The sequence below is a fragment of the Sphingomonas sp. BL-S-30 genome, assembly GCF_055521475.1.
On the sequence record NZ_CM145481.1, the window covers coordinates 1,471,452 to 1,496,421 of the forward strand.

Annotated in this window: 19 protein-coding genes; 6 read left to right on the forward strand and 13 right to left on the reverse strand. The window is 66.1% G+C overall.

Features of this window, described 5'->3' with window-relative positions:
* Positions 1-104: 104 nt before the first annotated feature.
* From ACZ1I5_RS06895 to ACZ1I5_RS06910, 4 genes are all read right to left on the reverse strand, one after another.
* Positions 105-1,592 carry a tryptophan halogenase family protein gene (locus ACZ1I5_RS06895; protein WP_465172966.1) on the reverse strand — a complete coding sequence of 496 codons (1,488 nt, stop codon included), beginning with the start codon at positions 1,590-1,592 and terminating at the stop codon, positions 105-107.
* 16 nt (positions 1,593-1,608) lie between these two features.
* Positions 1,609-2,640 carry a cupin-like domain-containing protein gene (locus tag ACZ1I5_RS06900; protein WP_465172967.1) on the reverse strand — a complete coding sequence of 344 codons (1,032 nt, stop codon included), beginning with the start codon at positions 2,638-2,640 and terminating at the stop codon, positions 1,609-1,611.
* Between the two features lie 13 nt (positions 2,641-2,653).
* Positions 2,654-3,370 carry a SapC family protein gene (locus ACZ1I5_RS06905; RefSeq protein WP_465172968.1) on the reverse strand — a complete coding sequence of 239 codons (717 nt, stop codon included), beginning with the start codon at positions 3,368-3,370 and terminating at the stop codon, positions 2,654-2,656.
* Positions 3,371-3,541: 171 nt separating this feature from the next.
* Positions 3,542-6,706, reverse strand: a complete 3,165-nt coding sequence (locus ACZ1I5_RS06910) for a TonB-dependent receptor (RefSeq protein ID WP_465172969.1) — start codon at positions 6,704-6,706, stop codon at positions 3,542-3,544.
* Between the two features lie 543 nt (positions 6,707-7,249).
* Here ACZ1I5_RS06910 and ACZ1I5_RS06915 point away from each other — a divergent pair.
* Positions 7,250-7,594: a RidA family protein gene (locus ACZ1I5_RS06915; RefSeq protein WP_465172970.1), complete on the forward strand. Its 345-nt coding sequence runs from the start codon at positions 7,250-7,252 to the stop codon at positions 7,592-7,594.
* Positions 7,595-7,633: 39 nt separating this feature from the next.
* On the opposite strand, the gene ACZ1I5_RS06920 is transcribed toward ACZ1I5_RS06915, so the two are convergent.
* From ACZ1I5_RS06920 to ACZ1I5_RS06955, 8 genes are all read right to left on the reverse strand, one after another.
* A complete protein-coding gene (locus tag ACZ1I5_RS06920) occupies positions 7,634-8,104 on the reverse strand; it encodes a GNAT family N-acetyltransferase (RefSeq protein ID WP_465172971.1) in 471 nt (156 codons plus the stop codon).
* A 41-nt stretch (positions 8,105-8,145) separates the two neighbouring features.
* Positions 8,146-8,613: a GNAT family N-acetyltransferase gene (locus tag ACZ1I5_RS06925; RefSeq protein WP_465172972.1), complete on the reverse strand. Its 468-nt coding sequence runs from the start codon at positions 8,611-8,613 to the stop codon at positions 8,146-8,148.
* A 4-nt stretch (positions 8,614-8,617) separates the two neighbouring features.
* On the reverse strand, positions 8,618-8,878 hold the full coding sequence (locus tag ACZ1I5_RS06930; RefSeq protein WP_465172973.1) for a hypothetical protein: 261 nt from the start codon (positions 8,876-8,878) through the stop codon (positions 8,618-8,620).
* Positions 8,875-9,939, reverse strand: a complete 1,065-nt coding sequence (locus tag ACZ1I5_RS06935; protein WP_465172974.1) for a Glu/Leu/Phe/Val family dehydrogenase — start codon at positions 9,937-9,939, stop codon at positions 8,875-8,877. The genes ACZ1I5_RS06930 and ACZ1I5_RS06935 overlap by 4 nt, the downstream gene beginning before the upstream one ends.
* 320 nt (positions 9,940-10,259) lie before the next feature.
* Positions 10,260-11,900 (reverse strand): N-acetylglucosamine-specific PTS transporter subunit IIBC, encoded by a 1,641-nt coding sequence (gene nagE, locus ACZ1I5_RS06940; protein ID WP_465172975.1) that lies wholly within the window; start codon positions 11,898-11,900, stop codon positions 10,260-10,262.
* Positions 11,900-14,353 carry a phosphoenolpyruvate--protein phosphotransferase gene (ptsP, locus tag ACZ1I5_RS06945; protein WP_465172976.1) on the reverse strand — a complete coding sequence of 818 codons (2,454 nt, stop codon included), beginning with the start codon at positions 14,351-14,353 and terminating at the stop codon, positions 11,900-11,902. Before ptsP ends, nagE begins: the two co-directional genes overlap by 1 nt.
* Positions 14,350-16,593: a family 20 glycosylhydrolase gene (locus ACZ1I5_RS06950; RefSeq protein WP_465173911.1), complete on the reverse strand. Its 2,244-nt coding sequence runs from the start codon at positions 16,591-16,593 to the stop codon at positions 14,350-14,352. Before ACZ1I5_RS06950 ends, ptsP begins: the two co-directional genes overlap by 4 nt.
* A gap of 67 nt (positions 16,594-16,660) precedes the next feature.
* On the reverse strand, positions 16,661-19,336 hold the full coding sequence (locus ACZ1I5_RS06955) for a TonB-dependent receptor (protein ID WP_465172978.1): 2,676 nt from the start codon (positions 19,334-19,336) through the stop codon (positions 16,661-16,663).
* A 257-nt stretch (positions 19,337-19,593) separates the two neighbouring features.
* Between ACZ1I5_RS06955 and ACZ1I5_RS06960 the strand changes: the two genes are divergently transcribed.
* Genes ACZ1I5_RS06960 through nagA form a run of 3 tightly spaced genes read left to right on the forward strand, consistent with a single transcriptional unit; the run spans position 19,594 to position 22,504 of the window.
* On the forward strand, positions 19,594-20,337 hold the full coding sequence (locus ACZ1I5_RS06960) for a GntR family transcriptional regulator (protein WP_465172979.1): 744 nt from the start codon (positions 19,594-19,596) through the stop codon (positions 20,335-20,337).
* Positions 20,334-21,368, forward strand: a complete 1,035-nt coding sequence (locus ACZ1I5_RS06965) for an SIS domain-containing protein (RefSeq protein WP_465172980.1) — start codon at positions 20,334-20,336, stop codon at positions 21,366-21,368. Before ACZ1I5_RS06960 ends, ACZ1I5_RS06965 begins: the two co-directional genes overlap by 4 nt.
* Entirely contained in the window at positions 21,368-22,504 is a 1,137-nt protein-coding gene (gene nagA / locus ACZ1I5_RS06970; protein ID WP_465172981.1) for an N-acetylglucosamine-6-phosphate deacetylase, read from the forward strand. Before ACZ1I5_RS06965 ends, nagA begins: the two co-directional genes overlap by 1 nt.
* Before the next feature lie 106 nt (positions 22,505-22,610).
* On the opposite strand, the gene ACZ1I5_RS06975 is transcribed toward nagA, so the two are convergent.
* The gene (locus ACZ1I5_RS06975; RefSeq protein WP_465172982.1) at positions 22,611-23,087 is read right to left on the reverse strand and encodes a DUF5681 domain-containing protein; all 477 of its coding nucleotides are present in this window, start codon (positions 23,085-23,087) and stop codon (positions 22,611-22,613) included.
* A 482-nt stretch (positions 23,088-23,569) separates the two neighbouring features.
* Between ACZ1I5_RS06975 and ACZ1I5_RS06980 the strand changes: the two genes are divergently transcribed.
* Both ACZ1I5_RS06980 and ACZ1I5_RS06985 read left to right on the forward strand, forming a co-directional pair.
* Positions 23,570-24,196, forward strand: coding sequence for a RibD family protein (locus tag ACZ1I5_RS06980; protein WP_465172983.1), 627 nt, complete (start codon positions 23,570-23,572; stop codon positions 24,194-24,196).
* On the forward strand, positions 24,196-24,966 hold the full coding sequence (locus tag ACZ1I5_RS06985) for a hypothetical protein (RefSeq protein ID WP_465172984.1): 771 nt from the start codon (positions 24,196-24,198) through the stop codon (positions 24,964-24,966). Before ACZ1I5_RS06980 ends, ACZ1I5_RS06985 begins: the two co-directional genes overlap by 1 nt.
* The last annotated feature ends 4 nt before the right edge of the window (positions 24,967-24,970 follow it).

The following is a 24,970-nucleotide window of genomic DNA, read 5'->3' on the forward strand; positions in this document are numbered from 1 at the left end:
CGCCGATCGGTAAAATTGGTTCGCCGCACGCTACGATACGCCCGGCTTTCCTGCCGTATATGCCCAGTTTCGCGCCAAGCCAGCGCGAAAATCGCGCGGAGGCCTCATAAGGGCGCGGCACCGTAGCGCTGAAGGAAATCCTGGTGGGCGGGCATCCTCGCCACGGCGCCGGCGATGCCGGTCTTCAGATCGACAAGCGCCTGGCGCAGCTGGCCCGGCGGCATCAGGCGGGCGAGATGATGATAGCCGCGGGGCTGAATCCGCTGGCCGAGCATGACCTGGACCCAGGAATCCACGCGGAACAGCTCGTCCGATGCCTGATAGGCCTGGGCATTTTCGCGGAACAGAGCGATGCGGCGGACGAGCGTTTCGGGGAGTTCCATGGTGCGGCAGCGCTGCCAGAAGGCGCTGTCGTCGCGTTCGGTAAGACAATAATGGAGAATGACGAAGTCGCGGACGCCCTCCAGCTCAGTGCGCGACAACTGGTTGTAGCGATCGATCAGCGCCTCATCGAAGCCATTGAACGGGAAGGACTGCATCAGCCGCGTCACCGCGATCATGATGAGGTGAATGCTGGTGGATTCGAGCGGCTCGATAAAGCCGCTGGCGAGACCCAGGGCGATGCAGTTCCGGTTCCAGACCTTGCGCCGCGTGCCGGTGCGATAGCGGATCAGGCGCGGATCGAACAACGGCTCGCCCTCGATCTGGTCGAGGAGCAGCGCCTTGGCTTCCTCATCCGCCATATGCTCGCTGGAGAAGACCAGGCCGTTGCCGACGCGGTGCTGGAGCGGGATGCGCCAGCGCCAGCCGGCCTTGTGCGCGATCGCCCGGGTATAGGGGACGGCGGGGCCGACCGATTCAGTCTGGACCGCATAGGCGCCGTTGGTGGTGAGCCACTGACCCCAATCCTCATAACCCGTCTGCAGCGTCTGCTCGATCAGCAGGGCGCGAAAGCCGGTGCAGTCGATGAACAGGTCGCCCGAAACCGTCTGTCCCGACTCCAGCACGAGCGACTGGATGAAGCCGGTTTCGGCGTCCTGCTCGACCTTCGCGATCTTGCCTTCGACGCGCTTGACCCCACTGGCCTCGCTCCGGGTGCGAAGGAAGCGAGCATAGAGCGTCGCATCGAGATGATAGGCATAGTTGATCTGGGCATTCTCGCCCGTCGCGAACTTGCTTGCCTCGGCGGCCTGCAATTCGAAGCAATAGTCGCCGATCGGGCCGGCATGGCCTTCGGCGCGGGCGTGAAGCCAGAAATGGTGGAAATCCGCCATCCAGGTCGATTTGCCGAGCACGCCGAACGAGTGGAGGTACCGATCGCCGATCTGGCCCCAATTCTCGAAGGCGATGCCCAGCTTGAAGCTCGACTGGGTGGCGCGCATGAATTCCTGCTCGTCGATGCCGAGCAGCGTGTGGAAGGCGCGCACCGTGGGGATGGTGGATTCGCCCACGCCGATCGTGCCGATCTCGTCGGATTCGACCAGGGTGATGTCGAGCAGCCCGCCCAGCTGCTTCGAAAGGGCCGCGGCGGCGAGCCAGCCGGCGGTGCCGCCGCCGGCGATGACGACCTTGCGTACGACCTGTCCGTCCATGCCGGGGCCTCCCATGTCAGCGATTCAGGCGATTGAGCAGCATGGCGCGCAAGCGGCGCGCCCTGGTCTCGTCGAGCGGCGCGAGATTGCCGCGCGCCGCCTCGGGCAGATGAGCGCCAGCCTGGTCGGCGGGGCCGAAGACATAATAGTCGAACAGTGCCTGCCAGGCGCGCTTTTCCGGCTCCGGACGATCGCGCAGGCTGAGCAGGGCGTGCAGCAGCGTGTTCTGCGGCGTATCCATGAAGGCGGGGGAGGCGTTCCACCAATAGTTGATCAGGACGTTGAAGCGGTCGAGCGCTTCGACATGATGCCACCAGAGCGCCGGATAGAAGAGGACGTCACCCGGTTCCAGGTCGGCCACCTGGCCCTCGGCGAGCGCCTCGGCGAAACGTGGGAAGCGATCCAGATCGGGATCGCGGAAGTCGACCATCGAGACGACCTGGCCGCCGGGTGTCGGCTCGAGCGGGCCGGGATAGAGATTGGGCACCTGTTCGGGCGGGAAAAGCGTGAAGCGGCGCTTGCCGACCATGCAGCAGGCGATGTTGTTCGACATGTCGTAGTGCGCCGACGCGGTCGTGCGGTTGCCGATCCAGATGCTGACGATCGGCGGACTGTCGCCGAGCATCGCCTGATCGAGCCCGAGGTCGTTCTCGTGCCGAAGGCCCGGCAGATAGGTGTCGAGATCGGTGGAGCCGACATAATAGGAGGGCGGCCGATCCAGATGCCATTCAGCCTGGAGCCGGTCGAGCAGCTCGTCGAGCAGCATCCGACCGGCTTCGAAATTCATCGCCGTCGCTCCCTCGTCGTAAAAGAAGCGCCCTTCGATCTCGGGCTTGCCGACAAAGCCGACGACCGGCTTTCCGCGGTAGAAGGATTTCAGATAGGCGATCGCGGCTTCGGGCGAGTCCAGCCCGGCTCGCACCAGCGGCCAGTCGCGTGCGACACCCCGCAGGATGGTCGGCTGCTGCGCCTCCATCAGCGCATCGAGCGGGACCGCGTCCGCTGCGACGCCTTCGATCACCCTGGTTTTGCGGAGGCTGGTCATCATCGGTTCGCGCCGGTCAGGCGGCGCCGGCCTTTCGGTTCTTGAGGTCGATCAGGCGGCTTATATTGCCCATGGAGGCGATCACGAAAAAGGCGAGGGGCAGGAAACCGCTGGCGTTCAGCCGCTCGAGCCGGACGCCGTCGAGTTGCGCCAGCGCGGTGCGGGAGATGGTGAAGAGATCGGGCAGGACATATTTGCGCGTTTCGTCCAGCTCGATCTCGACGGCGACCGGCTCGATCAGGCCAGCCTCTTCGAACGCCTCGAACATCGGCTGGTTCGCCTCCAGCCCGGTATAGATCGTGCGCAGGACACCGGCGATATGGTCGAGATAGGGCGCGTTCCCGCCATGCGGCAGGAACAGGGGAAGCCCGTCGATATGGCTGACGCGGGGATGGTCGAGATCGATATGGATCATCGGCTCGCCCTCCGTCCCGCCATCCTTGAAGCCGATCAGGAAGGGGCCGCGCTGCAGCACCGCCGGAATGTAGCGGCCCTGCCAGCCATCCTCGCCGAGAAAGAGATTCTCGTCCCGGTCCAGCCCGAGCAGCGCGACGGCCTGGAACGCGCCGCTTTCCTCGCGGCGGAAGAAGATCGGATATTCGCGCTGAATCTCCTCGAACTCGGTCGGGAAGACCAGCACCTGGTTGACGCTGTCGCCGAACTCGGCCCGGTGATGCGCGATCACGCGCAGATCGGGATGGTCGACATTGTTCAGCGGCACACGGTTGGTCATGCGATGATATCCAGCCCCTGGAATGTGCGGCCTTTCGACCGGGCGGCTCTCCAACCGCCGATACGGGGGTTGGCGATGATGATGGGACAAAGCCCGGCCAAGCTCAATTCCAAACGGGAAAAAGGCCGCTGCGAACAGCGGCCTTCCCCCTTAGTCGATCGATGGGGCGGATCAGAATTTGAACCGCGCACCCAGCATGAAGCGCCGGTCGAGTTCCTGCGCGTACCACAGCTCGGTTTCGGCGCGAGCATAGGTGCGGACGCTTTCTTCCAGCAGGTTGAGAGCTTCCAGCGTGACCGAAACATTCGACGTGACATCGTAGCTGATGTTCATGTCGAGCTGGCCGAACGGTGCCGTGAATTCCGGATTACGTGAATCCTGGCGGTTGATCCCCGAGAGGAACTTGTCGCGCCAGTTATAGGCAAGCCGGGCCGAGAGGCCGTTCTTGTCGTAGATCAGCGTCGCGTTGAACGTGTCGCTCAACCCGAGCAGCGCGAACTGATCCTCGCTGGGGCTCGCGCCGAGGTTGAAGCCGACATCGCCCCGGACCATCGTATAGGCCGCGGCGACGCCGAGGCCGGTATTGCCGAGGAAATATTGCCCGGCGATCTCGATGCCCCAGATTTTCGCGTCCTTGTTGTTGATCGGGCGCGAGACTTGGAACTGATAGAGCGGATCGCTCGCATTGGCGGTCACGTCGAGCGTATTGTTGATGTTCTGGAGATAGGCGGTGTTCAACCGGCGATTGGCCGTATCATAGTTCGCGCTGAACTGCGCCGTCGCGGCCGCCACCGAGCCGGTCTGCTGGATCAGCGCGGTCATGGCGAACAGATTCTCGTCGCTGGTATCGACGCCGAGCCCCTGGAGCGCGGTCTTTGCCGAGCCCGACCGCGAGCCGGCAGCACCCGAGCTGGGGTCGCGAAGACCGAACAGGTCACTGGTGAACTGGCCCCGGCCGATGAAGTTATGCACGCGCTTGTCGAACAGGCCGATCGACACATAGCTGTCCGGCTTGAAATAATATTCCAGCGAGATGTCGAAATTGTCGGACGTCAGCGGCGCCAGCCGGGCGTTGCCGGTATTGCCGCTGGGGACGCCGCCATTGCTGATCGGCCGCGGCGGTCCGCCCACCGTGGTTGCGGTGTAGAGGTCGCTATAGTTCGGCCGGCCGATCGTCCGGCTGAAGGAGAAACGTGCGACCAAATTCTGCAGTGCCTCGATCTTGAAATCGAAGGACGGCAGCAGATTGTTGTAGCTGCCCTTGTCGGTAAGGAAGCTGTTCTGGTTGGAGATGACGACGGTGAAGTCGTTGTCCGAAACCCAGTTGATCGCCGCCGGAACCGCGACCAGCGAGGTGGAGGTCGTCTTGGTGTTCTCGTAGCGCACGCCGGCGACCATGCTCGCCTTGCGGCCGGCGATCTCGCCGTCCCAGGTGATCTGGCCATAGGCTGCCCAGATGGTTTCCTTCACCCGGTTGTCCTGGTTGGACGTGATGCCGACAGCGTGCGGCTTCGTGGCCGAGTTCGCATCCAGGCCGACATAATAAGGCGAGAGGATCGAATAGATATTGGCCGCATTGCCGCGGAAGGCGAGCTGCGACGGCGCATCGCCGCCGGGGTTATACTGGTTGAACTTGCATTCGAGGCAGAAGGCCTGAAGCGCGCCCGGTGCCAGCTTGTTCACGTCGCCGGGGCTGGTGATGCCCCAGTCGCCCAGCGTCTGCTGAGTCGCGAGGAAGGTCTGGTGCATGTCGGCGGTGCGGTAATTGCCGCCGAAATCGAACCGGCTTCCGCCGCCGAGATCCCAGCCGAAGTCGGCGCGGACTTCCTTGACCGTCTGGTCCTGAGTCGAGGCGAAGGTGCGGCCGACCTGCGATCCGACATCGTTGATGTCGAGTTGCCCGTTGCCGTTGCTGCTGATCGTGATCGCCTGTTTCGGGATGCCGCCGGTGTAGTCGACCGAGTGCGCCGCCACCACGTTCGCGCCCATGCCGACCAGGGTCGAACTCTTGCCGTTGGGATTGTCAGGCCGGCTCGACGACTTGCTGATATGGCCGTCGAGGTTCAGCGAGAAATTCTCGGCAAAGTCCCATTTCGCGTTCAGGCCATAATCCTGCAGCTTGCTCCGCTGCGCGCGATTCTGCGCTTCGAAGCCTTCGTCTTTGGGGCCGCCCAGGGTCTCGTGCAGATAGGTCGCGGTCGCGACGGTCGGGTTGCCGTCGAAGGTGACGACGTCGAACGGCCGGCTGAACCAGTTGGACAGATCCGAGCGGACCTCACGCTGCTTGTTTTCCGCATAGAGCGCGTCGGCCGTGAGGGTCAGCGACTCGGTGGGACGGAATTGCAGGACGCCCTGGCCGTTGAAGCGCTCGCGCGTGCCCTCGGCATAATGGTAACGGCTGTCGTTCGGGATCGCGACCAGCTGGCTGGCATTGGTCGGCGCATTGTTGACGACCGTGCAATTCGGCCCCGGCGTGGACGAGGGGCAGGCGCCGCCCGACCGGGCGAAGCCGCCGGAGAGGAAGGTGCTGTACGGAATGATGTTCCAGTTGTTCGACGTCGCGGCGATCGAGGTATAGTTGCGCTTCTGGTAGCTGCCGAACACGGACACGCCGAACGTTTCGGCGTCATTCGCCCAGTTGAGCACGCCCGAAACTTCCGGCGTCACCTTGGAGCCGCAGTCCAGGCAGCCGTTCACGCTGGTGTCGTAGACGGCCTTCGCCCCGATGCTGCCCGACAGCCCCGACTTGCCGTCGAGGGGATGACGCGAGACCACGTTGATCGTCGCGCCGATACCGCCCGAGGGGATGGCGGCGCGGCCGGTCTTGTAGACTTCGAGCGTCTTCACGCCTTCGGAAGCGAGGTTGGAGAAGTCGAACGAGCGGCTGGTACCCTGCGCGCCGTCCGAGTTCTGGTCGCCGCCGACGACCGAGACGACCGAAGTCGCGAGCGTGCGGCCGTTCAGCGTGACGAGGTTATAGGTAGGGCCGAAACCGCGCACGGTGACCAGCGCGCCCTCGCCATTGGTGCGGTTGATCGACACGCCGGTGATGCGCTGAAGCGACTCGGCCAGGTTGGTATCGGGGAATTTGCCGATATCTTCCGCCGAAATCGCGTCGACGACACCGGCAGAATCGCGCTTGATCGCGATCGACCGCTCGAGGCTGGCGCGGATACCAGTGACAACGATGTCCTGATCGGTATCGCCCGACTGTCCATCGGCAGCCGTGGCCGGCGCAGCTTGCGCCAGCGCTGCGGCCGGCATCATCAGACACACCGCGACCGCGATTGCGGATGTGGACCGCGCAAACGCCGACGAACGCCCAAAGCTTTTCATAAATCACCCCTCCTATCCGGCGCGCCGCGAGGCGCCCGGGCCGTTGTTTTCTGCAAGCAGGATTCGCGCTGCTTGATGGTAACGGTACCAAAATGTCTGACGTTGTCAACGACGACGAGACGAGTTTGACGAGGAGAATAAAACCATAATGACGATGTTTTTCCGGGTGATGGATTCGGCGGTGCCGGATGTTAGCGCGCGCAGCAAGGTCGCGCCGATGGTTCAGCTCGTATAGATCCCGCACAAATGCGCGGGTTGGCGTGCGATTCACCGCGCGATTCGGGTCTCCGACGACGCGGCGCGGCATTGCCGGCTCAGGCGTGCCGGATGGATGCCAGTGTGGCAGCGGCGCAACAACGCCGCCATATTTTCGGACGGGCCAACCCGCTTTCAGATCAGTCGTGCCGGGTGTCCGATTCGCGCCGATTCCCCGTCGGTTGCGCGCGGGAGCCATCTCCGGCAGGCAGCGCGCGATCGACTCGGGCGACCGGGGATCGTCGATTGCACCTGAAAAGCGCGCGCAAGCGCCGGGAGATTTGAAGCATGACCATCACTCGTATCGACGCCGGCCCGCGCATGAGCCAGGCCGTGGTCCACGGCGACACAGTGTATCTGGCAGGACAGGTCGGCGCGCCGGGCGAGAGCGTAACGGCGCAGACAAAGTCGATCCTCGCACAGATCGAGGATCTCCTGTCGCGCACCGGGAGCGACAAGTCGAAGCTGTTGTCGGCGACGATCTGGCTGGCCGACATGGCCGATTTCGGCGAGATGAATGCCGTGTGGGATGCCTGGATCGGCGGCCAGGACGCGCCGACCCGCGCCACCGGCGAGGCCAGGCTGGCGACGCCCGACTATAAGGTCGAGATCATCATCACCGCCGCGCGTTGAACCCGGCGTTCGGGATGCGCGGGGCGGCCGGGCTCCGCGCTACTCTTCGAAGGCCTTGCGCTGGGTGACCACCGCATTGCCGCGCGCATCGACCTCGAAGCCCGCGACATGGAAGCCGTGGCGCAGGTTGAGCAGGATCATCGGGTTGTTCGCGGCCCGCGTGCGCGTCTCCACATGACGATAGCCGAGCGCCCGTACTTCGGCGTGCTGGCGCTCCATCATGAGCGCGGCGAGGCCGATGCGGCGTGCCTCGGGCGCGACGCCGCCCAGCCAGCTGTAGAACAGGCTATCGCCGCGGCGATAGCCGAGCTTGAATCCGACCGGCACGCCATCCTCCCGCCGGGCAAGCAGCAGATGCGGATCGGCGACGTGCGGCAGCCGGCCCGCGAGATAGGCGGGATCGAAGCCTGGAAACACGGCGTCACACAGCGGCAGGAGGAGGGCGACCGCCTCGGTCGCGGTGCCGGCGAAGGTTTCGATGCGGGGCGCATCGGCAGGAGAGAAGGACATGAAGTCTTTCTGCCGTCTGACGCGGTTTTTCGCCAGTCCGGTCAGAGGCGGATTTCGTAGCGCCAGACATCGAGGCGGAAGATGCCGTCCGGCGTGGACAACTCGCTGGTGAAGACGCAGGCGCGATGCCAGCCCGATTTCTCGTAGAAGCGCGCCGCCCTATCATTGCCGATCGCACAGGCGAGCCACGCGACTGCGACACCGTTCGCGCGCAGTCGCTCCACCGCATCCGCCATCAGCGAGGGCGCGACATCGCTGCCGCGCGCCTCGGCCGAGACATAGAATTGATAGAGCTCGCCGTCCTTCAGCATCGAGAAGCCGAGCAGCGTCCCGTCGCGCACGCAGACCCGTACGCGGTCGAGCGCTTCCACGAGCCGTTCGTGGAAGCTCTCGAGCGTACGCAGCCGCGCCAGGTCGGCCGGCACCACGGCGGCATGGCCGTCCTGCCAGCCGTGGAACCACAAGCGGGCGAGGGTGCCTATATCCGCTTCGATCGCGTTCCTGATCATGCCGCTATCCCGAATCCCCATAATCGAGCGTTACTTCCCTGATCAGGAACTGGGAGCGCAAGGTCTCCTCCAGAATGCGCGCGAGATGGGGATCGGCGACATCGGCCTCGATCTGCATCCTGACCAGTCCGGCGGAACGGCGAATCAGCGCGAAGGCGGGCACGAGCCCGCGCCGCGCGAACTGGCCGAAGACGCGCGGGACCAGCTCGGGATCATCGGTGCCATGAACCCGATAGCGCGCGACGGGGCGCTTGAGCTCCCTCATAATAGCGCCATCGCCGGGGTGCGGCCGCGCGCGATCGTCGCGCGCGCCAGGCGGTCGGCGGCGAGGTTGACGGCGATGCCGCCGTGCTCGGCATCGGCCCAGACCTGGTGGAGGCGGCCCGGGATCGCATCGATCCGCGCCGCGACCTCGTCGCTGTCCCAGCCGAGATATTCGGCGCAGACATTGATGATCCCGCCGGCGTTGACGACATAATCCGGGGCGTAGAGCACGCCGCGCTCGGCCAAAGCCGCGCCGTCTTCCTCGCTCCCAAGCTGGTTGTTGGCGGCGCCGCAGACCACGGCGGCGCGCAGCTTCGGGATGCTGCGCGCATTGAGCACGCCGCCAAGAGCACAGGGCGCGAAGATGTCGCACCGCGCCTCCAGCACGCCACTCAGCGAGGCGACATCGGCGCCGGTACGCGTCGCGACTTCGGCGACCACGGCGGAGCGCGGTTCGGCCACGATCAGCTTCGCCCCCGCATCATGGAGCAGATAGGCGAGCGCCGCGCCGACCGATCCGAGTCCCTGGATCGCGACGGTGCAGTCGCCGATCGGGCGTTCGAGCCGATGCTCCGCCGCCGCCTGCATCGCACGGAACACGCCGAGCGCCGTCCATGGCGATGGGTCGCCGCCGGGTCGTCCGCCCTGCGGCGGCAGGCCCGCAACATGGCGCGTCTGCCGCGCTACTTCGGCCATGTCGCCGACGGTGGTGCCGACATCCTCGGCGGTGACATAGCGGCCGCCAAGTTCCTCGACTGCTTCGCCAAAGGCACGGAACAGCGCGGCGCGATCGAAATCGCCCTCGGGGCGACGCAGCACTGCCTTGCCGCCACCGAGCGGCAGGCCGGCCAGCGCGTTCTTGTAGCTCATGCCCTCGGCGAGGCGGAGCGCGTCCTGGGTGGCGTGGTTGAAGTCGGGATAGGTCCATAAACGGCAGCCACCGGCGGCTGGGCCGAGATGCGTGGAATGAAGGGCGATGACACCGTCAAGGCCGCTGGCGGAATCCTGCAGGCGAACGACCTGCTCGGGCGGATGCGCGTCGCGCGCATGGGAAAAGTCCATGATGAAGCTTTCGGAAAACACTGAATTATGTAAGTCGGCGTGGCGGATGCGTCCCGCGCCAGCGCCTGTGACCTTTGGGGTCAGATCGCGGAGATCTGCCCGGTCGTAATTCGGGTCCGGATAATAAGTCGGATCGAGGCGCGAGCGGGGACGCCAGGCATTCGGGCGTGCGAAGACAGGGCGGAGGCCGCTGCTTTCTTCGTCACTGCCGACATGCCCTGCACGGTCCGGTGGTTCCTCGTTTCGACGTGCGATTCTTCATCGCCGGCACCGTGATAGACGGGCGGTAATGAAAAATCCGCAACTTTTTTCGCGAGCGCTCAGATGAGGGCGTGGACGATGCCGGGCGAGACCTCGCTCCAGCCCCGCGGCGCGGCCTTGTCGAGCGCCGCGGAATCGATCGCCGCCATGTCGGCCAGGCGCGCCCGCATCCGTCCGGTGTTCACCGCGATCTCCAGCACATTCTGCCGGCCACCTAGTGCGGCCAGCCAGATGTCGTCCTTTGCCTCGGGGACGGGGGTGGTCTTGCCCAGTGCGCGCATCTCCCCGGCAACGCGGTCGGCGATCGGGCCGAGCACCACCTGAAGCGCATTGCCGCCAGGACGCACCACACCGCGCGCGCCGAGTGCCTTGAGCGCGGCTTCGTCGACTTTGGCCGGGTCGATGAGGATCAGCCGCAGGCGCGTCGTGCAGGCATCGATCGACTGGAGGTTGGCGGCCCCGCCCAAGGCAAGCACCAGCCCGGCCGCCTGATCGCCCGTGGCGCCGGAACCGGCGGGTTTGTCCGTCTCCACCTCACGCCCGGGTGTCTTCAGGTCGAAGCGGACGATGCAGAAGCGGAAAGCGAAATAATAGATGGCGAAATAGGCCGCGCCGACCGGCAGCAGCAGCAGCGGCCGGGTCGCCAGGCCATAGTTGAGCACATAGTCGAACAGCCCCGCCGAAAAGCCGAAGCCGAGCCTGACGCCCAGCGCGTCCATGATGACCATCGACAGGCCGGTCAGCACCGCATGCACCGCGTAAAGCAGCGGCGCGAGGAACATGAAGGTGAACTCGATCGGCTCGGTGACGCCGGTCAGCAGCGAGGTGAGCGCGAGGCTGAGCAGCATGCCGCCAACCGCCTTGCGCCGCTCGGGCAGGGCAGAGCGGTACATGGCGAGGCAGGCGGCGGGCAGGCCGAACATCATCACCGGGAAAAAGCCGCTCATGAAGGCGCCCGCGCTCGGATCGCCCGCGAAATAGCGTTTCAGGTCGCCGGTCGCGCCATGGAAATCGCCGAGGATGAACCAGGCGATGTTGTTGAGGATATGGTGGAGGCCGGTGACGATGAGGAGCCTGTTCAGTGTGCCGTAGATGAACAGGCCGATGGGCCCGGCGTTGACCACCCAGCGGCTGAGCGTGTCGATCGCGGTTTCGAGCGCGGGGAAGCCGAGGCCGAACAGCGCTGCGCCGATCAGCCCGGCAAAGCCTGCCGCGATCGGCACGAAACGCCGGCCGCCGAAAAAGGCGAGATAGTCGGGCAGCCGGATCCCGGAATAGCGGTTGTACAGCCAGCCCGAGACCAGCCCGGAAAGGATGCCGGCGGGCACGCTGAGCTTGCCCAGTTCCTTCGCCTTCCAAGCGGCGGTAGCAAGATCGCGTGCGGCCTGATCGGCAAAGGCGGCGGTGACGTCGGGTGGGACGAAAAGCAGCGCCTTCCCGCCCTCGACGGTGACGAGGAAGGCGACCGCGCCGGCAAGGCCCGCCGCGCCGTTGTTCTCGCGCGCCAGGCCGACCGCGACGCCGATCGCGAAGATCAGCCCGAGATTGGAGAAGATCGCCTCGCCCGCGGCGGCGATGAAGGCGATGTCGAACATGTCAGGCTGGCCGAGACGCAGCAACAGGCCTGCCACCGGCAGCACCGCGATCGGCAGCATCAGCGCACGGCCGAGCGGCTGGAGGGCGTCGATCCGCAGGCGCATCATTCGGCTCCTTCCAGCAGCGTGCGCACCGCGCCGGCGGTAGACATCGACAGGGCCTTTGCCGCGAGCGCTCGGCAGGTGGGCATGTCGAGCGTGCGGACCGCCGCCTTCAGTGCGGGGATGGCGGCGGGCGTTGCCGAAAGCTCGGTGACGCCGAGGCCGATCAGGATCGGCGCGGCGGCCGGATCGGAAGCGATGCCGCCGCAGACACCGAGCCAGCGGCCGTGCTTGCTCGCGCCTTCGGCGGCGCGGGCGATGAGGTGCAGCACGGCGGGGTGAAGCGCATCGACCATCGCCGCCACCGCCGGATTGCCGCGATCGGCGGCCAGCGCATATTGAGTCAGGTCGTTGCTGCCGATCGAGAGGAAGTCGGCATCGCGGGCCAGGCTGTCGGCGAGCAAAGCGGCGGCGGGTGTTTCGACCATCACGCCGAGCGGGACGGGTTCGTCGATCCCGAGATCGGCGCGCACCTGATCGAGGATCACACGGGCAGCGGCGAGCTCGCCCGCATCGACCACCATCGGCAGCATGATGCGGCATTGCGCCGCCGGCACGCCGCGCAGGATCGCGCGAAACTGGACCGCGAGCAGGCCGGGATTGGCGAGGGAGAAACGAATACCGCGCGCGCCGAGCGCCGGATTCTCCTCGTGGAGAAGGGGCAGATAGGCGACCGGCTTGTCGCCACCGATGTCGAGCGTGCGCACGATCAACGGCCTGCCGGCGAGCCCTTCAGCGACGGCAGCATAGGCGACCCGCTGCTCCTCTTCCCCAGGGGCTGAACTGCGGTCATGGAAGAGGAATTCCGTGCGTAGCAGACCGCAGCCCTCAGCGCCGAGCGCTACCGCCGGGGCCGCCTCAGCGCTGGTCGCGAGGTTGGCGAAGATCTCGATGCGGGTCCCGTCGGTCATGACGCATAATTCCCGCGCCGTTGCGGTTTCGGTGGCAGCACGGTCGCGCTGGCGGAGCAGCCGAGTGGTGGCTGCATCGCGAGCGGCAGGTTCCGGTGCTGGATCGAGGGTGGCGCAGTCGGCATCGAGCACGACCTCGCGGCCGTCATCGAGATCGAGGACGGCTGATCCGGCTGCGACGATCATCGGAATGCCCGCAGAGGCGGCGAGGATCGCGGCGTGCGCGGTTGGCCCACCATAAGCGGTGCAGATGCCGGCAACGCCCGCATCGGTCAGCGCGGCGAAATGCGAGGGGAGCAGTTCGTCAGTGACCAAGATCGCGCCGCGCGGTGGCGTCGGCATCGCGGTATCGGCGCCGACGAGCAGCGCGATCATCTGGCGCTCGATATCCTTCAGGTCGGCGATGCGTTCGATCAGCAAGCGGTCGCCGGTCGCGCGGATCGCCTCGGCATGGCCGCGGATCGCCCCGCGCCAGGCGAACGCCGCGCTCTTGCCTTGCGCGATCAGGCCCTGCGCGGCGGCGAGCAGTTCGGGGTCCTCGATCAGGGCGCGGTGCGCGGCGGCGATGTCCGCGCCGGCACCATGGCCATTCGCGGCGGTGGCCAGCAACCGTGTTCGAGCGGCGGTAAGCGCAGCACCCTCGACAGCCGCGCCGTCACCCTGCTCGGGCACGGTGATATCGGCAGGACGGAACTGGAAAATCGGGCCAATGGCAAGGCCGGGCGCGGCGCGGACGCCGTGGATCAGGCCATCGGCTGCAGGCGCTGCGACGGGGGTGACGGGCTGGTGCGCTTCCTCGCTTATGCCCTGCTCGATCAGGGTGGCGACGGCGGCGATGGCGGCGCGGGCATCGGGGCCGCGTCCGGCGATCTCGATGTCGTCGTCATGGCGGATGCCCGCCGACAGCAGCGCAACGATGCTGCGCGCATTGGCGGTCTTGCCGTGCGCGGAGAGCGTTACCTCGGCCGTGAACGGCTTGAGTGCCGCGACGATGCGGGCTGCGGGGCGGGCATGGATGCCGTTGGGAAGCAGCACGCGGATCGTGCAGCGGGCGGTATCCTCGCCGAGGTCGGTTGCGACCTTGTCGGTAGCGAGCGGTGCGATATCGGCGAGAGGATCGCCGGCCTTTACGCGAGCGTCGAGGCCGTGGAGCGTGACGGCAAAGCCCTCGCTGATGATGGTGATCGGCGTGATCAGACTTTTGGCGCGGGCGGCGACCGGGTCGAGATCGACCTCCAGCAGCACCTGGCCGAGCGTCACCGTCTCGCCGTCGCGGACTCTGGCGGTGAAGCCGTCTCCCGCCAGCGCGACGGTTTCCAGCCCGACATGGATGAGCAGTTCGGCGCCATTGGCGAGCTTCAGGGTGACGGAATGGCGGGTCGGGGCGACCGCGATGACGGTCGCGTCGCAGGGCGCGCGGATCACGCCTTCGAGCGGATCGATCGCAAAGCCTTCGCCCATCATGCGCTCGGCAAAGACCGGATCGGGCACCTGCGCCAGATCGAGCGCCCAGCCGGCCATGGGCGCGTGCAGGCGGACGATCACGGAGCGGTCACCAGCTGCACGGCGCTCACCGCCCAGAGCGGGTTCACGCCCCTGGCGGTATAGGTGATGCACAGGTCGTGATTGCCCCTGAGCGGCGCGATCGGGGTGGTCAGCAGCGTGATCCCAGGTCGGTGCGCGGCGGGCGCCAGCGGCAGGGTCGCGACACGCGGGCCGTCGCAGCCGTCGCGTATCTCGATCTCGCCGGCGGGGGTCGCGGGCGGGCGAAATGTGATCTTGTCCTTGTCCGCGCCGATCTGGAAATTGAACGGCACCTGCCCGACCGAGACGGCGATCGATCGCACGCCATCCATCGGCGCGGCGTCGTAGATCCAGCACGGATTGGCGACATCGATCATCAGCGCGGCGCGTGGCTCCCTGGCCGGCGCGTCGTCGGCCAGCCGCAACGCAATGCCCTGCGAGCAGAGCTTGAGCTGCGTGTCGTCGCGCCGGCGGACCGATGCGGCGGTGAGGTTCAGGTCGATCGCACCCGGCAGCGCTGCACCGCCCAGCATGGTCGCGGCGCGCAGGCGGGCTGGCATCTTCAGCGTCACCGGTCCGGCATAAAGCGGCGATGCGGGGCCGGGGAGAGTGCCGTCGATGGTATAGCGAACCGGCAGGTCCGACTGACCGGTGAGGATCACCTTCGCGCCATCGCCGTCCGGCGCGAGCCGCGCCACCGGGCGATACACCGCCGCACTCGGCTCGATGCCGAGCCTGCTCAGGCGCTGCATCTGCGGCGCGAGGCGGCGGACGAAATCGCCGAAATCGCGCTTCCCGCTCGACCAGCCCAGTTCGGCGATCGCCGCCCCGCGCGGGAAGGCGGCCGCCGCGACCAGGGACTCGTTGCGCAGATGCTCGGCCCAGATATTACCCTGCAGGCCAAGGATATGGCGCTGCTGCTCCGCCGGGATCGAGGCGGGGGCCGGATCGAACCCATAGACGGTCGCGAGCGTGATGAGATTGCCGCGCCCGGTGCCCTCCGCGGCGCTGACGCCCTGGCGATTGTCGAGATAGAGCGTCGGCGCCGGGCTCAGCACGGCATCATGCCCAGCCTTGGCCGCGGCGACCGCGCCGTCGAGCCCGCGCCACGACATCACCGTCGCATTCGGCATGATGCCGCCGTCGAGGATTTCGTCCCAGCCGATCAGCCGCCGGTCATGCGCGGCGAGATAGCGGCCGATGCGCTGGATGAACCAGCTTTGCAATTTGTCCTCGGAGGTGATGCCGAGCGCCTTCATCTTCGCCTGGATCGCGGGCGAAGCGGCCCATTGCTGCTTCACCGCCTCGTCGCCGCCGACATGGATGTAGCGCGACGGGAACAGCGCCATCACGTCGTCGAGCACGTCCTGCAGGAAGGTGAAGGTCGCCTCGTCGCTGTTGTAGAGCCAGGGGAACACGCCCCAGTCGCTTTCCGTGCCGGCCGGGATGGGAACGCCCATGCCGAGCCGCGGATAAGCGCGGATCGCGCTCAGCGCATGGCCCGGCATCTCGATCTCGGGCACGATGGTGATGCCGCGCGCGGCGGCATAGGCGACGATATCGCGGATTTGCTCGTGCGTGTAGAAACCGCCGATGACGGGCAGGGCAGGCGCACCGGGCGCGGTGGCCGGGCGGCGCCACGCACTGACGCTGGTCAGGCGCGGATATTTGGGGATCGGGATTCGCCAGCCCTGATCGTCGACCAGATGCCAGTGAAGCGTGTTGAGCTTGTTCGCCGCCATCGCGTCGATCAGCCGCTTCACGAACGCGGGCGACTGGAAATGCCGCGCGCTGTCGAGCATCAGCCCACGCCATTTGAAGCGCGGCGCATCGTCGATCGAGACGGCGGGAATGAAGGGGCTGGTCTCCCCGGCGCGAGCGAGTTGCCACAGCGTGACGGCGCCATAGAGCAGGCCGGCATCGTCGCTCGCGCTGATCGTGGCGCCCGAGGCGGATGTGGTCAGGCGATAGCCCTCGGCGGGAAGACCGGTCACGCGTTCGAAGCGGATCTTGCCGCCGGCGGCCACCGCGAGCTTCGGCCCGCCGGTGCGGAGGAGCAATTCGCCGAGCCGCGCCGCGGCGTTGCGGGCGCCGGCATCGCCGGGAGGAACAGCGATGCCCGTTGCCGGGGTCAGGGTGAAGCCGCCCTCGGCGACTTTCATCGATTGCGGGGCGGGGAGCAGCGCCTGAGCCGAAAGCGGCGTCGCCCATAAGAAACTCCCGGCGAGCGCCGGGAGTGACTTGCCGAGGAACTGGATCATGCGCGGCACGGACAGGTCCTTGTACAAAGGGACGCGGGCCGGAGAATCCCCCGGCCCGCAATGCCTATCAGAAGCGCAGGCGCGCGCCGACGTAGAACTGCCGGCCATTGTCGTAGATCGCGCGGAACCGGTCTTCGGTGCCGGAATATTGCTCGATCTTGCTGTTGGTCAGATTGACCGCATCGGCGGTGAGCGAGATGTTCTCGGTCACCTTGAAGCTCGCCGAGGCGTCGAGCGACTGAGTCGCCTTCTGGTTGAGCGGCGCTGCCCGGTCGATGTTGATGAAGAAGGACGACCGGTAGTTGTAGGACAGGCGGAACGAGGCGAAGTCGTTCTCGTAATAGCCGGTCAGGTTCAGCGCGTGCTTCGAATTGCCGGGGATCGGATCGCCCGTTTCCGATTTCGCATCGGAATAGGTGTAGTTGATGATTGCCCCGAAGCCATAGGCGATCGGCCGCGAGATCTGGAACTCGGCGCCCTTGTTGGTGCCGCCCGCGCCGTTCGATCGACGGTTGATGTCGAACGCGCAGTTGAACAGCGGATTGGCGGGCGTCGAGTTGGACGCGACCGTGCAGCGCGAGGCGTTCGGGTTGGTCGCGTTCTGCACCGGATACACTTCCTGCACCGTGCGGTTCACGATGTAGGACTGGATGTCCTTATAGTAGAGCGCGGCCGCCACGATCGTGTCGTGATCCGGATACCATTCGATCGACAGGTCGTAATTGTTCGAGCGGTACGGATCGACGCGAGGATCGCCGCCGTCGCCGGTCAGCGAGCCGGGGTTGAGCGACACGCGCGGGACGATGTCGGTGTAGTCGGGCCGGGCGACGCTGCGGCTCGCGGCGAAGCGCACGATGACGTCGGGGGTGACGTTGACGCTCAAATTCGCGCTGGGCAGGAAGTCGGTATAGCTGCGCTTGACCTCTACCGGCACATAGACGCCGAACGCATTGGTGGTCACCGCACCCGGCGTCGAGGCCGGCACGCCGAGCAGGTTGCCGAGCGAATCCTGGTCCGTGCGCACGATGCGCAGGCCGAAATTGGCGCTCCAGCCGTCTTCCTTGCCGCCCAGCTTCGCCATGGCATAGCCGCCATAGGTCTTCTCGTTGATCGAGTAATTCTCCGGCGGGTTGAGGATGCGCTCGCGTGCCGAGGCCGGCAGGTTGTTGAGGATGGTCTGCAGCTTCTTGCGATCGACCTGGAAGAAGTTGGTGAGCGTGCCGGGCAGGGCGACGCCGTCGAGGAAATCGTCGGGCGTCGGGCCACCGGCGAAATCGACCGAGCTGCAGGCGTGGCTGCCGCATCCGTTCGCGCCGACCAGATTGAGATAGAAGGCGCCGTAGGTCGTCGCGAGGAAGCGGGTAACGCGGTCATGGTCAGTGAACTTGCCGCCGAATTTCAGCGCGTGGAGCGGGCCCCAGTCCACCTCATGCTCGTAATCGACGTAGAAATACTTCTCTTCGTCGGTGTTGGTGATCTTGTGGAGCGAGGCGAAGTCCAGGATGAGATTGCTCGGCTGGGTCGGGTCGATGCCGGTGAACTTGACCTGCGGCACCTTGCCGCCGATGTCGAAGGTGAAGGCGCCGGGCGCCGCGCCCTCGTAGAAGGGCTGCGATTCCGTGTTGCCGTTCGCCTTGGTGTAGCCGGCCTTGAGGTGCAGCGTGGACGCATCGGTCGGATGCCACACCAGGTCGGCATCGGCCGAATAGGTCTTGGCGAAGGCCTGGCGGTCGATCGCGTCATAGACCGCCGCGCGGCTGCCCGGCAGCGACGTGACGGTGCCCGACACGACGGTGCCGTTGCGTACGGTCGCATTGCTCAGCGTGCCGCCGTCGCCCAGTGCCTTGGAGCCCCAGGCGAGGTAATTCTGGTTGAAATTGTTGGCGTTGAACTTCGAATAGAGCCCGGTGATGTTGAGCTCGAGATCGTCCGACGGGCGGAACTGCAGAGCGATGTTGCCGCCGTAGCGCTCGCGCTCCTGCTGGAACAGCGCCGAGCCGATCAGCGACGGGATCTGCGCGGTCTGGCCGCCGACGGTGACCGGCTGATAGCCGAGCACTTCGATGCCGTCGCGGCGGATGTCGCGCTTCTGATAGACGCCGCCGATCAGGATGCCGAAGGTATCCGCGTCGTTCTTCCAGCTGAACAGGCCGGAGACCTGCGGATCGAACGAACCGCGCTTGTCCGAATAGACGCCCTGGACCGACGCGGAAACGGTGAAGGCCTTCAGGTCGAGCGGGTTGCGGGTATGCACATTGATCGTGCCGCCGATGCCGCCTTCCTCGACGTCCGCCTGGCCCGATTTGTAGACGTCGAGCTGGCCGACGATCTCGGCGGGCAAGGTGAGGTAGTTGAAGCTGCGCGTCGCCGCGAGCTGTTCGAGGATGAACCAGTCGGCGGTGGCGATGGCATGGCCGTTGACCAGCGTCTTGGTCAGGTTCGGCGCGGTGCCGCGCAGCGAGACGCGTTCGCCTTCGCCGAATTCGCGGTTGATCACCACGCCGGGCACGCGCTGCAGCGCCTCGGCGACGTTCTTGTCGGGGAATTTGCCGATGTCCTCGGCCGACAGCACGTCGGCGATGACGCTCGAGTCGCGCTTCGCGTCGATCGAGAGGCGGAGCGACTGGCGGATGCCGGTGACGACGATGTCGCTTTCGCCCGAATCTCCCTCCGCGGACTGGGCCGGGCCGGATGGCACGTTGTTGGCGGCGACGGTGCTCTGGGCCTGCGCGGTGGCGGCCAATGCTAACGAACTCACGGATGCAGCCAGAAGTCGTATTGCGGTCATTGCCGTTCTCCCCTTCTTGTCCCTGTTGGCATGCCAATTGATTACCAATCACATACCAATTTGTGAAACATGTGTCATACCAATGACAGCGTCAAGCAGGATTTTTGCAAGTCCAGTCACGTTGGTGCAATTTTGTTGTGGAAAATGGTATTTGATTGGTCTTATAGAGGTTGGGTCGGCAACGGCTGGCGAGCAGGAGCGGGGATGCGCGAATGACCAATCTGGCCGACAAGATCGGGTCGCTTGACGGCAATGCGCGGGCGCCGCTGTACCAGCAGATGCAGGATGCCCTGCGCCGCGGGATCGAGACCGGGTCGCTGCGGCCGCAGGAAGCGCTGCCGCCCGAGCGCGATATCGCCAAGGAATTCGGCATCTCGCGCATCACGGTGCGCAAGGCGGTCGACGGGCTGGTCGCGGACGGCATGCTCACCCGGCGCCAGGGCGCGGGCACCTTCGTCGGCGGACGAGTCGAGAAGCAATTCTCGAAGCTCACCTCCTTTTCCGAGGACATGGCGGCGCGCGGCCGCACCGCGCGCAGCGAATGGATCATGCAGACCGAGAGCACGGTGAATTCGGACGAGTCGCTGACCCTGGGTCTCAGCCCCGGATCGCGCGTGTTCCGCTTCCACCGCATCCGCTACGCCGACGACCAGCCCATGGCGCTGGAATATTCGACCGTGCCGGGTTTCGGCCTGCCCGGGCTCGATGTGGTCGGCGTGTCGCTTTACGAAGCGCTCGAAGGGGCGGGGCACCGTCCTGTGCGCGCGCTGCAGCGCTTGCGGGCGGTGCTGTTCGACAAGGACCAGGCGGCGCTACTCGGTATCGAGGCCGGCGCGCCGGGACTGTTCATCGAGCGTCGCGGTTTCCTGGAGGACGGCCGCGCGATCGAGATGACGCATAGCTGGTACCGGGGTGACGCCTATGACTTCGTTGCTGAGCTGAACGCGCTGGCATGAGCATCGCGCCCGAATCGACCTTGATGTTCGCCGAGGCGGCCGATGCGGCGGCGGTGGTTATGCGCCAGCGCGCAGCCAATCGTGGAGCAGTCGACGCGCTTGCCGCGCGGCTGCGCGCCGCGCCGCCGCGCGCGGTATCGACCTGCGCGCGCGGCTCTTCGGATCACGCCGCGACCTTCGCCAAATATCTGATCGAGACGGTGATCGGCGTGCCCGTCAGCTCGGCCGCGCCGTCGGTGTCCTCGGTCTATCATGCCGCGGCGCAGCTCGACGGCACCTTGCTGCTGGCGATTTCGCAATCCGGCCGCAGCCCCGACCTGCTGAGCATGGTCGAGGCAGGCAAGGCCGGCGGCGCTTATCTGGCGGCGATGGTCAACGACGCCACCTCGCCACTCGCGGCGCTGGCCGATGCGCCGCTGCCGCTCCACGCCGGGGCGGAGAAGAGCGTGGCGGCGACCAAGAGCTATATCGCCTCGCTGGCGGCGATCGTCGGGCTGGTCGCGGCATGGGCTGAAGACGCTGCACTGTCAGAGGCGCTCGACGCAGCGCCGGCCGTGCTCGCCGAGTCCTGGCAGGCGCACTGGACGCCGCTGGTCGACGGGCTGGCCGATGCGCGGGGTCTGTATGTGATCGGGCGCGGCCTCGGTCTTGGGGTCGCGCAGGAAGCGGCGCTGAAGTTCAAGGAGACCTGCGGGCTTCATGCCGAGGCGTTCAGTGCTGCCGAAGTGCGCCATGGACCGATGGCACTGATCGGCCCCGACTTTCCCGTGCTGGTGTTCCGCCAGGACGACGAGACCGCGCCGGGCGTCGACGATCTGGTGCGCGCGGCGCTGGGGCAGGGCGGTACGGTCTATTGTGCGGGCGGCAGCATTCCAGGCGCGGTCGCGCTGCCGACGCTTGACGCGGCACCCGCGATCCAGCCGATGCTGCAGATCCAGTCCTTCTACCGCGCGGTCAACGCGCTATCGGTGCGCCGGGGGTTCGATCCCGATTCGCCGCCCCATCTGCGCAAAGTGACCGAAACCGTCTGATGGCCACTGCCCTTTTCAACTGCCGCATGTTGATCGACGACGCGCTGGTCGGCGGCATGGCCGTGCTCATCGAAGACGGCCTGATCGCGGCGGTCATCGCGGATCGCGATATCCCCGCGTCGGCCGAACGGCGCGACCTGAACGGCGCGGTGTTGGCACCGGGGCTGATCGACACGCAGGTCAATGGCGGCGGGGGCGTGCTGTTCAACGATGCGCCGACGGTCGAGACGATCGCGACGATCGGCGCAGCGCACCGGCGTTTCGGCACGACGGGTTTCCTGCCGACCCTGATCAGCGACGATCTCGCTACGGTGCGCGCTGGCGTGGCCGCGGTGGACGACGCGATCGCGCGCGGCGTGCCGGGCGTGCTCGGCATTCATATCGAGGGGCCGTTCCTCAATGTGGAGCGCAAGGGCATCCATGATCCCGACAAGATCATCACCCTGGACGATAACGGCTTTGCCGCGGTCACTGGCCTGAAGAACGGTGTCACCCTCGTCACGCTCGCGCCGGAAAAGACCAATCCGGCGATGATCGCGCGGCTTGCGCAGGCGGGCGTGATCGTCGCGGCAGGCCATACCGACGGCAGCTATGACGCGATCCGCGGGGCCCTGGACGCAGGGATGACCGGCTTCACCCATCTGTTCAACGCGATGTCGCCGCTCGCCTCGCGTGAGCCCGGCGCGGTCGGCGCGGCGCTCGAGGATCGGGAAAGCTGGTGCGGGCTGATCGTCGACGGGCGGCACGTCCATCCCGCGACGATGCGCGTGGCGGTGAATGCGAAGCGCGACCGCATCATGCTCGTCACCGATGCGATGCCGAGCGTCGGCCAGACCGACAAGAGCTTCGTGCTGCAGGGGCACCGGGTCGAGGTGGTCGACGGAGTCTGCGTCAATGAGGACGGCACGCTTGCCGGTTCGGACCTCGATATGGCCCAGGCCGTGCGCAATGCGGAGACGATGCTGGGCGTATCCCAGGCCCAGGCGCTGACCATGGCCGGGCGCAATCCTGCGCGGTTCCTGCGCCTCGATCGAACCCATGGCCGGATCGCGGCGGGATATGCCGCCGATCTCGTCGCGCTCGATTCGGAGGGCCGTACGCTGGCGACCTGGATTAGTGGCCGGAGCCAAGGCTGATCGCCGCTATTTCACGCCACCTCCCTCCTCACCATACCCGCCTCTGATTATCACCCGCCCGGAGCGCGAATCGACCAGGATGTCGTCCTCATAGGAAGCCTCGGGCTCACGCCCATAAGGCGCCCGCTCCATCAGATTGTAGAGCGCGAGCTGGTCGCATCTGGTCGTTCTCGGCCTGCTGCACCATTTGAGTCCAGCGCCGCAATGCCGCCTGGTTGCCTTTCATCACCGCCTCGGTGAGCGATCGGAAGACCGCCCGATGCGCCGGCAGCTCGATTGCGGCGTCTCCTTCGCCGAGTCTCACCAGGCGATAGGCCTCCTCGAGGATCATCGCACGCGTCGGCTGATCCGATCCGGGCAGGCGGTCGCCTGGCGCGCCGGTCGCGCGCCGTCCGGAAGGACGCCCAGCGGGGTTGCCGGAACTGCCCTTGGCGAACCGCCCCCGAACACGCTGCGTTGGCCGCGCGTCGCTGTCGTCCCTCGTCTCGACCCTCGATTCAAATCTCTGCCTGGTCATGTCATCGTTCCAGCCATGGTTGATCCCACCACCTTCAAACCCGATCGCGCCGATGATTTGAATCAAGCGCTGCCTGTTTCGCCGGCAATCCCACCTGTTCCCACCTGTTCGGCGAATAACAGGTGGCGGTGCCTAAAGTGTTCGATCGGAACGATAAATCCGCGCGCCGAATCAAACATAACAGGTGCAGAAAAATTCGGCCGCAAAACGGCCAAACCGCGTTCGTGCGATCGGATCAGCGCCTCTGCTGACGTGTGACTCCATGCAAGGCGCGATAGTCTAATCCATACTATTATGATAGGATATGGCTACTGCAAAACGTGAAATAAAAAGTCCAGACAAGATGTCACATGAATGGTGGTAAACACCGAGAAGCTGCGAAATCAATGTTCTGTGTGCAGTGCGGCAAGTTCCACTATAAATGGTTGTAACACTTCTTTCTCACTGTTCTTCCCATGCTATTCAGCGCCGGCGCGATGCCCTGGTTTCTGCGACATGCAATTGTCGTGGACAACGATGGTCAGGGGGGAGAGGCGCTGGAGAAGTGAATGCGGCGGCCCTTCATCCATATCAACTTCGCCACGGAGGACGTGCGCAGCGTTCGTCAGCCACAGGGAATCTCCGGGAATATTTCCTGTGGCGCCGACTGGCACCGCGTGCACATCCTGCGCGAGCGCTACGATGCCATTGCGGTCGGTGGCAGGACCTGGAACATCGATCGGCCCCGCCTGACGGTGCGACCGGAAAAGCTGGGACGAGAGCCGCGCCGGCAACCGAACCGGGTCATCTTCGCCGGGTCGCAACCCTGTGCAATGTCGCATCCCGGCGCCCCGGCTTTCGTGGTCAGCTCGCACGACCATGTCGATCCAAGCGCGGTCGCGCTGGCGATGAACGGTCATGATCTGCATGGGCCGCTGACCTCGCTTTATGATCACGGCATCGAAAGCCTGCTGGTCGAGGGCGGGCCGACATTGTTGCGGTCCTTCTTCAATCAGGGATTTGCCGACCGGGTGACGATCTATGTCCGCGCGGGCACGGCGGAGGGCGCCGATCGCGGTGCTCGTGACACGCTTGGCGTGTTGCCCGTCGAGTTTCGGGCGAGCGCCTTTGGCGAAGGTTTCCTGCTCGAATCCGGGGTGGTGGAGGTTGCGCTCGCGGCGGGGGCGGCGCGGTGATGCCCGGCCAGCCGGTCCGGTTCGTCATCTTCGCCGCGCCCCGGACGGGCAGCAACCTGCTGTGCAGCCTGTTGAACGCCCATCCCGATGTCCTGTGTCATCACGGCCTGTTCAATCCGGGCGGGCTTCACTGGGCGCGGGACTGGCAGCTGGACGGCGCTTTTCCGGGCGGCGTGGCGGCGCGGGATCGCGACCCGGCGGGTTTCATCGCGTCGGTCTGGGCCTCGGGCGGGGATGCCCGGGCGATCGGCTTCAAGATGAACCGGGACGAGAATGGCGATGCGGTGGACATCCTCCTGCGCGACCCGTCGGTGCGCAAGATCCTGCTCAGGCGGCGCAACCGGGTGCGGACCTATGTGTCCGAAGAGATCGCGAAGCTGACCGGAATCTGGGAGAGCTATGACGCGCCGGCCGACCCGGCGCTGCCGGTGGTGCATGTCGAGCCGGGCGACCTGATCCGGCATAGCGCCCTGAACGCGGCCTATTATGCCGCGATCGTGGATTCGCTCCGCGCGTCCGGACAGACATGGCGCGAGACGCATTATGAGGCGCTGGGCGATCCCGGCGAAATGGCCGGCGTGCTTTCCTTTCTCGGGATAGCGGCACCGTCGCCGCTGTCGGCCGCCAGCCACAAACGCGGCCCCGCCGATCTGGGCGCCGTGGTGGAGAATTTCGACGACCTCGCCGGCGCCCTGCGCGGAACCACGCTGCTCGACGATCTCTACCGGCGCGACATGCCCGAACTCCATCACCACGATTTCACGCCGTAGGAAC